Annotated in this window: 14 protein-coding genes; 9 read left to right on the forward strand and 5 right to left on the reverse strand. The window is 70.9% G+C overall.

Features of this window, described 5'->3' with window-relative positions; translation table 11 throughout:
• Window positions 1–167 precede the first annotated feature (167 nt).
• Window positions 168–953, forward strand: coding sequence for an SDR family oxidoreductase (locus JWR81_RS09705; RefSeq protein ID WP_297649630.1), 786 nt, complete (start codon window positions 168–170; stop codon window positions 951–953).
• A gap of 383 nt (window positions 954–1,336) precedes the next feature.
• Here the strand turns inward: JWR81_RS09705 and JWR81_RS09710 are convergent, their stop codons facing one another.
• Window positions 1,337–1,702 carry a hypothetical protein gene (locus JWR81_RS09710; protein ID WP_297649632.1) on the reverse strand — a complete coding sequence of 122 codons (366 nt, stop codon included), beginning with the start codon at window positions 1,700–1,702 and terminating at the stop codon, window positions 1,337–1,339.
• On the opposite strand from JWR81_RS09710, the gene JWR81_RS09715 reads away from it, so the two are divergent.
• Genes JWR81_RS09715 through JWR81_RS09750 form a run of 8 tightly spaced genes read left to right on the forward strand, consistent with a single transcriptional unit; the run spans window position 1,677 to window position 8,379 of the window.
• On the forward strand, window positions 1,677–2,669 hold the full coding sequence (locus JWR81_RS09715) for an ABC transporter substrate-binding protein (RefSeq protein WP_297649634.1): 993 nt from the start codon (window positions 1,677–1,679) through the stop codon (window positions 2,667–2,669). The genes JWR81_RS09710 and JWR81_RS09715 overlap by 26 nt on opposite strands.
• A 2-nt stretch (window positions 2,670–2,671) precedes the next feature.
• On the forward strand, window positions 2,672–3,574 hold the full coding sequence (locus JWR81_RS09720) for an ABC transporter permease subunit (RefSeq protein ID WP_297649636.1): 903 nt from the start codon (window positions 2,672–2,674) through the stop codon (window positions 3,572–3,574).
• Window positions 3,562–4,395: an ABC transporter permease gene (locus tag JWR81_RS09725; RefSeq protein WP_297649638.1), complete on the forward strand. Its 834-nt coding sequence runs from the start codon at window positions 3,562–3,564 to the stop codon at window positions 4,393–4,395. Before JWR81_RS09720 ends, JWR81_RS09725 begins: the two co-directional genes overlap by 13 nt.
• Complete coding sequence (locus JWR81_RS09730; protein ID WP_297649640.1) at window positions 4,392–5,501, forward strand: ABC transporter ATP-binding protein; 1,110 nt, start codon at window positions 4,392–4,394, stop codon at window positions 5,499–5,501. The genes JWR81_RS09725 and JWR81_RS09730 overlap by 4 nt, the downstream gene beginning before the upstream one ends.
• Window positions 5,498–6,628, forward strand: coding sequence for a TIGR03364 family FAD-dependent oxidoreductase (locus JWR81_RS09735; protein WP_297649642.1), 1,131 nt, complete (start codon window positions 5,498–5,500; stop codon window positions 6,626–6,628). Before JWR81_RS09730 ends, JWR81_RS09735 begins: the two co-directional genes overlap by 4 nt.
• Window positions 6,629–6,638: 10 nt before the next feature.
• Entirely contained in the window at window positions 6,639–7,328 is a 690-nt protein-coding gene (locus tag JWR81_RS09740; RefSeq protein WP_297649644.1) for a phosphonatase-like hydrolase, read from the forward strand.
• The gene (locus JWR81_RS09745) at window positions 7,325–7,660 is read left to right on the forward strand and encodes an alkaline phosphatase family protein (protein ID WP_297649646.1); all 336 of its coding nucleotides are present in this window, start codon (window positions 7,325–7,327) and stop codon (window positions 7,658–7,660) included. Before JWR81_RS09740 ends, JWR81_RS09745 begins: the two co-directional genes overlap by 4 nt.
• On the forward strand, window positions 7,660–8,379 hold the full coding sequence (locus JWR81_RS09750) for an alkaline phosphatase family protein (RefSeq protein ID WP_297649648.1): 720 nt from the start codon (window positions 7,660–7,662) through the stop codon (window positions 8,377–8,379). Before JWR81_RS09745 ends, JWR81_RS09750 begins: the two co-directional genes overlap by 1 nt.
• Here JWR81_RS09750 and JWR81_RS09755 read toward each other — a convergent pair.
• From JWR81_RS09755 to ppk2, 4 genes are all read right to left on the reverse strand, one after another.
• Window positions 8,336–8,914: an HD domain-containing protein gene (locus tag JWR81_RS09755; protein ID WP_297649650.1), complete on the reverse strand. Its 579-nt coding sequence runs from the start codon at window positions 8,912–8,914 to the stop codon at window positions 8,336–8,338. The two genes, JWR81_RS09750 and JWR81_RS09755, sit on opposite strands and share 44 nt — an antisense overlap.
• Window positions 8,907–10,016, reverse strand: coding sequence for a TauD/TfdA family dioxygenase (locus JWR81_RS09760; RefSeq protein ID WP_297649652.1), 1,110 nt, complete (start codon window positions 10,014–10,016; stop codon window positions 8,907–8,909). Before JWR81_RS09760 ends, JWR81_RS09755 begins: the two co-directional genes overlap by 8 nt.
• 447 nt (window positions 10,017–10,463) lie before the next feature.
• Window positions 10,464–10,802, reverse strand: a complete 339-nt coding sequence (locus tag JWR81_RS09765; protein ID WP_297649654.1) for a hypothetical protein — start codon at window positions 10,800–10,802, stop codon at window positions 10,464–10,466.
• Window positions 10,803–11,086: 284 nt separating this feature from the next.
• A complete protein-coding gene (gene ppk2 / locus JWR81_RS09770) occupies window positions 11,087–11,986 on the reverse strand; it encodes a polyphosphate kinase 2 (protein ID WP_367278766.1) in 900 nt (299 codons plus the stop codon).
• Window positions 11,987–12,074: the final 88 nt, after the last annotated feature.

Below are 12,074 nucleotides of genomic sequence, written 5' to 3' on the forward strand. Positions count from 1 at the left end.
TTCAAGCAGTACCGCGACTCCGTCGCCGTCACCGAGCTCCAGCAGTTCGAGACCCGCGGCCACTCACTGACCGTGGACAGTGGGTGGAGGGAGGTCGCCGACGCCGTCCTCGGCTGGCTCAAGACCAACGGGATCTGACCACGCGACCTGGCAACGAGAGGTAGACCATGGATCTAGGACTCACCGGGAAGGTCGCCGTCGTCACCGGCGCCAGCAGGGGCATCGGCCTGGCTGTCACCCGTGCCCTTGTCGAGGAGGGCGCCCGTGTCGTCGCGGGATCCCGCCGCACCAGCACAGAGCTGGCCGCGCTCGTCGGAACCGGCCAGGTGCGGTCGGTGCCGGTCGACCTCTCCACATCCGACGGGCCGGCCGGGCTCGTAGCCGCAGCGGCCGACCTCGGACGCCTCGACATCCTGGTCAACAACGTCGGCGCCGTCTCGCCGCGCCTGACCGGGTTCCTCGAGGTGACCGACGACCAGTGGCTGACCTCGATCTCGGTCAACCTGATGGCCGCCGTACGGACCACCCGCGCCGCTCTGCCGATCATGCTCGCGGCCGGCCGCGGCACCATCGTGACGATCAGTTCGGTGAACGCGTTCCTGCCCGACCCGACCGTCCCGGACTACAGCGCGGCCAAGGCGGCTCTGACCAACTTCTCCAAGGCCCTCTCCAAGGAGGTCGGGCCGGCCGGGATCCGGATGAACACGATCAGCCCCGGCCCCGTCGCCACCGATCTCTGGCTCGGCGACGGCGGCGTCGCGGCGACCGTCGCCCACGCCACGGGCGACGATCCGGCGGCGGTCTCCGCCGCCGCGGCCGCGCAGTCCGTGACCGGCCGATTCACCCAGCCCCAGCAGATCGCGGACCTGGCCGTCCTGCTGGCCAGCGAGAAGGCAGGCAACACGACAGGCGCCGACTTCGTGATCGACGGCGGCCTGACTACCACGACGTAGATGCTGATCGAACAGGTGAACCGTCCCCGATGGAGGGAGAAGCTTCTGATCGAGAGGCTCCTGATCCGCCCGGGTTGACGGGTGCGGCGACACGCGGGTCCGACGCTGCTGACGTGCCCGACGACATCGCCGCAGCGCTGGGCACCGACCGGCGGAATCGACTATCCGCCGAGTGCTGATCGCGTTGTCGACGCCGACCGGTTCGACAACGCGATCGGCGCCTCGTGCAGCGCCTGCGCACCACGGTGACACCGGCCGGGCGGCGCCGGGTGCTCGTCGTGGACGGCAAGACGTTGTGCGGCTCCCGCCACACCAGCACAGCCGGGTCGTGCTCGGGCAGCTCGCGGAGTCTGCACGCGACGTCCCGGGGGACGATTCGCGTTTCACCCCACGCCGAAAGGGCCGAAACGGACCTGCTGCTGCGGGTTCCACATCGCATTCGGCAGGTGTTCATGTCCCCGTGGCCATTCCTGCACCCCCATCGTCAGCACGCGGTGACAGCTTCTGGCGGCAGCCACCCGATCGGGTGACCCGCTGCGTTCAGCCTCCCGCTCGGGGGCAGACGAAGGGTTCAGGACCGCGATGCGCAGAACGATGAACGGTGTAGCGATCGCGGCGGTGGCCGCGTTGGCCCTGACCGCCTGCGGGTCGGGTGGCAGTACGGCGAGCAGTTCCACCGGCTCCGACATCAGCAAGGCGACGACGGCAGCCGAGGCCGGCGGGATGGATGCGTTGATCGCGGCGGCCAAGAAGGAGGGCAAGCTCAACACGATCACGCTGCCCGCCAACTGGGCCAACTACGGCACCATCATCAAGTCGTTCGAGACGAAGTACGGCATCACGATCGACGACGCCAACCCCGACGGCTCCAGCCAGGACGAGATCAACGCCATCAAGCAGCTCAAGGGGCAGGACCGCGCCCCTGATGTGCTCGACCTCGGCCAGTCGTTCGCCATCCAGGGCGCGAAGGACGGCCTGCTGGCGCCCTACGAGGTGGCGTCGTTCGACCAGATCCCGACCGCGGCGAAAGACGCCGACGGCAAGTGGGTCAGCGACTACGGCGGCTACGTCTCGATCGGCTACGACCCGGCGAAGGTCCCGAACCCGCCGACGTCGTTCGCCGACCTGCTCAAGCCCGAGTACAAGAACATGGTCGCGATCAACGGCAACCCGACGCAGGCCGGCGCCGCGTTCGCGGCCGTGTACGCGGCGGCGCTGGCCAACAAGGGCAGCTTCGACGATATCCAGCCCGGCGTCGACTTCTTCAAGCAGCTGAAGTCGGTCGGCAACTTCGTGCCGGTCACCGGATCGCCCGCGACCGTGCAGAGCGGGCAGACCCCGATCCTGATCTGGTGGGACTACCTGCAGGCGTCGTCGGTGCAGAGCCAGGTGCCGTCGTGGAAGGTCGTCATCCCCAGCGACGCGAGCTACGCCGCGTACTACGCGCAGGCCATCAACGCGACCGCGCCGCACCCGGCGGCCGCGCGGCTGTGGCAGGAGTACCTGTACTCCGTCGAGGGCCAGAACCTGTGGCTCAACGGCTCGGCCCGCCCGATCCTGCTGCCGAACCTGATCAAGGACGGCACCGTCGACAAGACGGCCGCCGCCAAGCTGCCGCCCGCCCCCGCCGGCGACCCGACCTACCCGACCGACGCTCAGCAGTCGGCGGCCAAGGCGATCGTGTCCCAGCAGTGGGCGACCGCCGTGGGCGGCTGAGCGTGACGGTCACCTCCGCCGAGCCACCCCTCGCCGGCCTCCGGGCCGGCGGGGGGTTCGCCACCCGGCTGAAGGCGTTCCTCGGCCTCGTGCCGTTCACCGTCTACACCGCCCTGTTCCTCGGGCTCCCGGTGGTCGCGATCGTGACGGGTGCGTTCACCGACCCGGCAGGCGGCGGGTTCACCCTGGACAACCTGCGCACCGCGACGAGCGGCATCTACCTGCAGGGGTTCGTCACGAGCATCGAGCTGTCGGTGCTCACCGCCGTGGTCCCGGGCGTCATCGGGATCGTCGTGGCCTACGCCGTGCAGACCAGCCGGAGCTCCACCTTGCGCCGGGTGGTGTCCACGGCGTCCGGGGTGTTCGCCAACTTCGGCGGGGTGCCGCTGGCGTTCCTGTTCATCGCGACGCTCGGCAGCACCGGCCTCGCGGTGAACTGGCTGCGGGCACTCGGGTTCGACCCCTACGAGCACGGCTTCACCCTGTACAACTTCATCGGCATCGCACTCGTCTACATGTACTTCCAGATCCCACTGATGATCCTGGTGATCACCCCCGCGCTGGAGGGGCTCAAGCCCGCGTGGCGTGAGGCAGCGGACAACCTCGGCGCGAGCGGCTGGCAGTACTGGCGGATGGTCGGCGGCCCGGTTCTGATGCCCTCGTTCCTCGGCTCGGTGCTGCTGCTGTTCGGCGGAGCGTTCTCCGCCTACGCCACGACCCAGGCCCTGACCAGCGGCAGCCTGGCCATCACGCCCATCCAGATCGGGTCGTTCCTCAACGGCAACGTGCTGTCGGGCCAGGAGAACGTCGGGAAGGCGCTCGGGTTCGGCATGGTCGTCATCATCGCCGTGGTCATGGTCTTCTACGCGATCCTGCAGCGGAGGGCCTCGAAGTGGTTGCGGTAGCCGACGTCGCGGCGCCGGCCCCGGCACGGACGTCCGGTCCGCGTACCCGGGGCGCGCGGGCGTCCCGGCCGTGGGGCCGCTGGATCATCCTCGTGCTGTTCGGCGCGTACTTCCTCATCCCGCTCTACGCCGGGCTGTCCTTCGCCCTGACACCCGACGGGAGCTTCTCGCTCGGCGCGTTCACCGGGCTGGTCTCGGCGGAGGGGTTCACCGACGCGTTCGGCCTGTCGCTGAGCCTGGCCCTGGTCACCACCGTGATCACGCTGGCGCTGATGGTGCCCACGGCGATCTTCGTGCACCTGCGGCTGCCAGCCGCGATGCGTGTGTTCGAGGGAATCACGATCCTGCCGATCGTCATCCCGCCGGTGGTGCTGATCGTCGGAGTGCTGGACGTGGCTCCGTCATGGCTCAAGAGCACGCCCTACCTGCTGGCCCTGGTGTACGCCGTGCTCACCATGCCGTTCGCGTACCGGTCGCTCGACTCGGGCCTGCGGGCTCTGCCGCTGAAGACCCTGGTCGAGGCATCCCAGTCACTCGGCGGCGGCTGGTTCACCACCCTGTTCCGGGTGCTGCTGCCCAACCTGCGCTCGGCGCTGCTGTCGGCCACCATCCTCACCGTCGCGCTCGTGCTCGGCGAGTACACGATGGCCACCCTCGACCAGTACGAGACATTCCCCGTCTGGATCGTGGTGTTCTCCCAGGACGACGCCCACGTCTCCGTGGCGGCGTCGGTGGCGTCCCTGCTGGTGACGTGGCTGCTGCTGATCGGGATCTCCCTCATCGACCGGCGGCGCGGCCGCTCCACCCCAGGAGAGTCATGACCACCCACACCGACGCCCGCACGACATCCACCGCGGCCGCGCGCACGGCGCCGGTGACCAGCGGTGCTGCCGTCGAGCTCCGCAACCTGCACCGCACGTTCGGCGCCACCCGCGCACTGGACGGGCTCTCGCTGTCGCTGGCGCCCGGCGAGCTGGTGGCTCTGCTGGGCCCGTCGGGCTGCGGGAAGACGACGGCGCTGCGCGCGCTGGCCGGCATGGAGACCGTCGACTCGGGCGAGATCCTCGTCGACGGCCGCGACATCAGCCACGTTCCCACCCGGCGCCGTGACATGGGCATGGTCTTCCAGAGCTACAGCCTGTTTCCCAATCTCACGGCGCGCGACAACGTCGCGTTCGGGCTGCGGGTGCGTGGTCACAAGGGCGGCGACCGGAACGCGCGCGCGGCCGAGCTGCTCGACATGGTCGGGCTCGGCGACCAGGCCACCAAGTACCCGCACCAGATGTCGGGCGGCCAGCAGCAGCGGGTCGCGCTGGCGCGGGCACTGGCGATCGAGCCCCGGGTGCTGTTGCTGGACGAGCCGCTCTCCGCGCTGGACGCGAAGGTGCGGCTGCAGCTGCGCGAGCAGATCAGGCTGCTGCAGACCCAGCTTGGCACGACCACCCTCTTCGTCACCCACGACCAGGAAGAGGCGCTGTCGATGGCTGACCGCGTCGGGGTCATGCGCGGCGGCCGGCTGGAGCAGATCGCCACGCCGAGCGAGCTCTACGACCGCCCCGCCACGGCGTTCGTCGCCGAGTTCGTCGGCACCATGAACCGGCTCCCCGGGCACGTCGTCGCAGGCGGGGTGCGGGTGCTCGATCGCGACCTCCCCCTCGACACGGACGGCCGAGCGCCCGACGCGGGGGTGGACGTGCTGGCCCGACCCGAGTCACTCACGGTCCGCGCCGTGGCACACGGGCCGGGCATCGTCACCGCGAAGACCTTCCTCGGGGGCACGACCCGCGTCGGCGTGCTGCTCGACGAGGATCTGACCGTCCTCGTCGACAGCGCCAGCGCCGACGCGGCGCCGCTGACCATCGGGGAGTCCGTGGAGGTGGCGGTGACCGGCCAGCAGCTGTTGATCGTCGACGCGCAGGCGCGATGACGGCGCTGGTGGTGGTGGGCGCGGGCATCCTGGGCACCGCCCACGCCTGGCAGGCGGTCCGGCGCGGTCACGACGTCCTGCACCTGGAACGCGAGACCGAGGCCCGTGGCGCCACAGTGCGCAACTTCGGGCTGGTCTGGGTGTCGGGCCGCGACGCCACGGAGCTGCCGGCGACGCTGCGCTCCCGGCAGCTGTGGGAGGAGCTCGGCCGAGCCGTGCCCGACATCGGTTTCCGCGCCAACGGCTCGCTCACGGTGCTGCGCACCGACGCCGAGCTGGCCGTGGCCGAGGAGACCGCGTCCCGCTCCGACGCGTCCGAGCGCCAGTTCGCTCTACTGGACGCCGGCGAGACGCGGGCCCGCAACCCCGCTCTGCGCGGGGACCTGATCGGGGCCTTGTGGTGTGGACGCGACGCCACCGTCGAGTCCCGCGCCGCGTTGCCTGCGGTGCGCGCCCACCTCGCCCGCAGCGGCCGCTACCGGTTCCTGCCCGGCCGCGAGGTCGTGGACCTCGTCGAAGGTTCCGGGAGCGTGACCCTCACCGACGACAGCGGCCACGCCCACCACGGCGACCTGGCGATCCTGTGCCCTGGGGCAGCCGTGCGGGGTCTGGCCACGCGGCTGGCGGGGCCGCTGCCGGTGCGCCCGGTGCGGCTGCAGATGATGGAGACCGCCCCGCTCGGCGAGCCGCTGCGCACCGCGGTGGCCGACGCCGACAGCATGCGCTACTACCCCGCCTTCCGCGGGCCGGCCCTGGACGCGCTGCTCGCCACTCAGCCCCAACCGGCGGTGGCACGGGAGCACCGGATGCAGCTGCTGTGCGTGCAGCGCCTGCACGGCGGCCTGACCATCGGCGACACCCACGCCTACGACGACCCGTTCGACTTCGCCACCGACGACGCTCCCTACCAGCACCTTCGGCAGGCCGCGGAGGCCGCGCTCGGCCGCGCGCTGCCCCCGATCGCGCGCAGGTGGGCCGGCGTCTACGCGGAGCCCACCGAGCCCGGTGCGCTGGTGCACCGCGCGAAGCTCGGCGAACGGTCGTGGCTGGTCACCGGGCCCGGTGGGCGGGGCATGACCCTCGGGCCCGCGCTGGCCGAGCAGACCGCAGATCTCATCGGACTCTGAGGAGCGAACCGTGCCCGCGATCGAACTGGTGTGCCTGGACATGGCCGGCACCACCGTCAGCGACGACGGCGTCGTCGAACGCGCCTTCACCGCCGCCGTCGCCGACGCCGGGATCACCCCCGGAAGCGCGCCGCACGCGGATGCGCTGACCGTCGTCCACGCCACCATGGGCCAGGCCAAGATCGAGGTGTTCCGGCTGATCCTCGGTGACGAGGACGCGGCGCAGGCCGCGAACACGGCCTTCGAGAGCGCCTACGCCGAGCTCCTCGCGGACGGCGCGGTCAGCCCGCTCCCGGGCGCGGAGGGGCTGTTGCACGCCCTGCGCGCCGCCGGGTTGACGATCTGTCTGACCACCGGCTTCGCCCCTGCCACGAGAGAGGCCCTCCTCGAGCACCTCGGCTGGGGCCCGCTGGTCGACCTCGCCCTCTCCCCCGCCGATGTCGGCCGCGGGCGCCCGTGGCCGGACATGATCCTCGCTGCCGTCCGCGGCCTCGGGATCAGCGGGCCGGACGCGGTCGCCGTGGCGGGCGACACCCCCAGCGACGTCCAGGCCGGTGTCGCGGCCGGCGCGGCGATCGTGGCCGGCGTGCTGACCGGCACCGGGACCGTCGCCGACCTCGGCGCAGCCGGTGCCACCCACGTCCTGGACTCGGTGACCGACCTGCTGCCGCTCGTCGTTCCCGCACCCGCCGACCGGTGAACGTCCTGTTCCTCGTCCTCGACGGGCTGCCCGTCCGGCGCGTCGGCCGGCGGCTGACCCCGGCGCTGGCCGGGCTGGCCGCCGGCGGCGGGTGGGCGCCGATGGGCGGTGTCGCGACCATGCCCAGCTGCACCTACCCGAACCACGCGACGTTCGTGACCGGTACCGCCCCCGACAGTCACGGCATCCACGCCAACCACGTCGTCGTCGACGGACGGGTGCGGGCGGCGGCCGACGTCGCGCCGCGGGGCCCGACCCTGTTCGACGCGTGCCGCGACGGCGGCCGCTCGACGCTGGCCGTGCTCGGCGACCACAACCTGGTGGCTGTGTGATGGGCGCGGGTTCCGCCGACCGGCACTGGCCCCCGGCCGGCCTGCTGCCGCCCGGGACCCCGCTCGACGCGCTCGGCTACGCCACCGACGACGCCGTGCTCGCCCCGTTGTGCGAGGCGGTGGAACAGGGACCCGACCTGCTGGTGGCCCATCTCAACGGTCCCGACACGGCCGGGCACGTCCATGGGCCCGACAGCGCCGAGACGGCCGACGCCAATCGCGCCACCGACCGGGTCCTGGGTCAGGTGCTGGCCGCGCTGGCACCGCGCCGGCACGAGTGGACCGTGGTCGTCGTGAGCGACCACGACCAGGAGACCGTCACCGTCGACGAGCCGGTCGACCTCGCCGCGGCGTCCCGTGGAGCCGGCGTCCCCGTCACGGTCGTGCCCGAGGGGGGCGCCGCCCTCGTCGCCGGACCGGACCCGGCCGCCGGCAGGTGGCTCGACGCCGTGGCCGGGGTGGCCGGGCACGAGCTGGTGGCGCAGGATGTCCGGCTCGTCTGGACCACATCGGGCCGACATGTGGGTTCCTCGGCGTCGGCGCTCAAGGGTGTGCACGGTGGGCCGGGTCAGACCGCCCAGGTCGCCGTCGTCGGCGGCGGCCACCCCTCCGCCCGGCGGCTGGCCGACTCCGTCCGGCACCGGCGCCCGACAGCCGCGTCGTGGGCGGGCACGATCACCGGGCTCCTCGGCCTCCAGGTGGTCCAGCCGGCCGGGTGACCCTGTCGATCAGGGGTAGGAAGATCGCAAGTGGACGGACGACCGCGGCCGGGTCCTTCGCCGCGTCGTCCCACCGACGAACCGCCACCGCGTCCCGGGCGTACGGGCTCGCCTCGAACGCGGCGACCCCGGCGGGATCGAACGGACCACCCTGCAACCGCAGGGTGAACGCCGACGCGGACGACAGGCCGGCCAGGTAGTCGCCGTCGACAGCGCAGAGGTACCGCTTGGCCGCGACGTGCTGCCGCACGGGCTCGGTCACCTCGGGCGGGAACCAGCCGGCCAACCACGTGGCCCCGGCGTCGTCGTGATGGTTGTCGGTGCCCGACATCAGCTCCGCGCCCGAGACGGCGCCGGTCAGGTGGCCGACGTCGTGCAGCAGCGCGGCGACCACCAGACGGTCGGGCGCGCCGGCGTCCATCGCGAGGGTGCCGGCCGCCAGCATGTGCGTGGCCAGGGAAACGTCCTCGCCCAGGTACTCGGCGGCGCCCGCCCCGGCGAACATGAGCATCAGGCGCTCGACCACGTCAGACATGTCGTCTTCCTTCCAACAGCGCGAGCGTGCTGGCCAGCCCGTCCAGGTCGGCGTAGCAGCCCTGGAGGTGCCGGGTGCCGGTGCCGGTCTCGAAGGCCGTGCGCGCGTGCAGCATGCGGGTGTTGTCGAACACCAGACAGTCGCCCGGCGCCAGGCGGACGCGGTGTTGCAACTCCGGGCGGCGCAGGAGCCGGGCGAATGCACGGTAGGCGCCGTAGAACTGCTCGACAGCGCCTGCCGGGAGCCGGACCGGCTGCATCGAGCGCTCGTTGAACCGGATCTCCCGGACCCGCCCGTGAAGGTCGACGTCGATCATCGGCCGGGTGGCCGACAGCCGGGCGTCGTCGGAGTCGAACGCGAAGGTGACGGGTGTGGACGCCATCTCGGCGAACGCGGCCGGTCTCTGCTCACGCAGCGACGCAGCCACACGGAACCCGTCCACGAGCCCTGACCGCCCTCCTGCCGCAGAGTTGTCCAGACAGTGCAGGAGCTGGACGGTCGGCACCGGGTCGCGGTACGGGTTGTCCGTGTGCGGGGCGATCGACATCGACGTGAAGGCCAGGTTGGTGGGGTTCGGCTCGACTCTGACGTCGAAGAGCTCGCCGTAGTTCGTCCTGCGGACGAATCCGAGACTCCGAGCGACGTCCAGCACCATCCGCTGCCGCGCCGGCACGCCGGTCAGCAGGACGGCGCCGTCGAACAGCACGCCGTCCAGGGCTGCGGCCTTGGCCGAATCGTCGTCGCAGTAGGCCGCCCACGCCAGCTCACGAACCGCGCCTCCGCCGCCGGCGGGCCACAGCCGCTTCGCATCCTCGGTGCGCGGGTCGTACGGCAGCGCGTCGTCGTCGCGGCACCACCGCTCGAGCCGTTCCCGGTCGAACACACCCTCATGCCCGTCCGGCCTGAACCGGATCCGGACCAACGCACCCTCAGCCCACACGGTCTCGACCGCCGGGTCCTCGGGCAGATCAGCCACTTCGACATGCCGCTGGCCGTTGCCCGCATGGATACATTCGACGCACCGACAGTTGTGGCGCAACCACACGGCCGGAGGCAGCGTTGGTGGGGGCGCCCACGGAGCACCACGTTCATGCACTGGCATGCCTCGTGGTCATCCCCACGTCATAGCCGTCCGCCGCGGCCAACCTCACCTCATCACGCATCGCGTCGTCATCGATCAACTTCCCTCGACCCAGCCGGCCTGCTCGTGCCGCCCACAGTCCGTGACCCCACCCACGGCACGCCCGCTGCCAGGACGACGCCGCATGAACATCGTCTGTCAAGAAGCTGCGCCCCGTGGCGTCGCATGCACGATGCGGTCCGCCAACGCCTCGACGACGCCCTCACCCATCCCGACCGGCCCGCATTCGAATGAAGGGCCAGCGACCGATTGTCCGCACCACACGGCGGGTGACGCGGAGAAGACCCCAGTGATCACGCGGTAACGCCACATGCCCGTGCCCGGATCAGGCGAGTGGGCCGTCCGCCGGCACACCTCTGCAACATGCGACGGTACGTCGACGCTCCAGTAAAGGCTGGTCTTCCAGGGTCAACGAGCGGTGGCTCGTTGATCTCGCCGCACACCGGACACGCAGTCGTCCACGACCACCAACGAAGCCGCCAGCGGCGGAGCGGCGTGGTCACGTGTCCAGGCCCGGCTGCAGGCGATGTAGGCGATTTCAGTCACCGGCTGGGCGGGACCGCGCCACCCGCACGAACAGGCCGGGGCGTAGCCGGTGAAGGTTCGGAAGGCGCAACGGCGAACGTCGGTCCAGATGTCGCTGTAGGCGCCATCGCGGTAGCGACCGGCGACGAAACCGGTATGGCCGGCACGGTCGTCCGCCGCCTGGGAGATGAACGGCATCCGGCGATGATGCACCTCGATCATGAACACAACCAGAACCACAACCACTGGTCACCACTTCGTGAACGGTGTTTCGGCATCGGCCCGCCGAGCCCGGGTAGCTGAGAGTTCGGCTCGCCACCGCTTCAGGAGGTGCTCATGACGCGGCAACAACGTCCGCGGCAGGCTGACGACGGCGCTCCGCGTCGACGGCAGCGAGCTACGGATGGCCGCCGGACCGGACGACCGCGAAAGCACCACCTGATCACGTCGAGCACGGTTACGGCAGACGCAGGAGCGGCCGGGAAGCGAACCAGGGCTCCCCCGTGTCAGTCCTTGATCGCGTCGCGGCCGCGCTGCACCAGCCGGGGATCCGCCGGATACACCACCGCCGGGTCCTTGCCCTCGTAGTCGAACTGGTCGAGGAAGTACCGCATCGCGGCAAGGCGCCCCCGCTTCTTGTCGTTGCTCTTGATCGACGTCCACGGCGCGTGGTCGATGTCGGTGCTCTCGATCATCGCCTCCTTTGCGGCGGTGTAGTCGTCCCACCGATCCAGCGACTCGATGTCCATCGGCGAGAGCTTCCACCGGCGCACCGGGTCGATCTGCCGGACGGCGAAACGCGTGCGCTGTTCGGACTGGGTGACCGAGAACCACAGCTTGGTCAACGAGAAGCCGCTCTCGATCAGCATCTCCTCGAACATAGGAGCCTGACGCAGGAACGTCTCGTACTCACGGTCGGTGCAGAACTCCATGACCCGTTCGACTCCGGCGCGGTTGTACCAGGACCGGTCGAACAGCACGATCTCCCCCGCGGTCGGTAGCTGGGAGACGTAGCGGTGGAAGTACCACTGGCCGCGCTCGGTCTCCGTGGGCTTGGTCAGCGCGACGACCCGCGCCGCACGCGGGTTGAGATGCTCCACGAACCGCTTGATCGTGCCGCCCTTGCCCGCGGCATCACGGCCCTCGAACACGATCACGTGCTTCGCGCCGGTGTCCTGGGTCCAGTACTGGAACTTCAACAACTCGATCTGCAGCTGATACTTCTCCTGCTCGTAGACGTCCCGGTCGAGCCGCTCGTCGTACGGGTAATCCTCACGCCAGGTCTCGACCGGGTCACCTCCCGGGTCGATCAGGTCCGGGTCCGAGCCGTGCGCGTCGTGACGCACTTGATACCCGTCGCTGAGCAGATGCTCCAGGTACTCCCGGAAGTTCCCACGCACCACCATGTCGGCCCCCAAGCCGGTCGACTGCACGATCTCGACGAGCCTCATCGGCCCGAGCGGTGGCCGCAACTCCCGCTCCTGCTACGACGCG

The sequence above is a fragment of the Pseudonocardia sp. genome, assembly GCF_025965585.1.
Lineage (GTDB): Bacteria > Actinomycetota > Actinomycetes > Mycobacteriales > Pseudonocardiaceae > Pseudonocardia.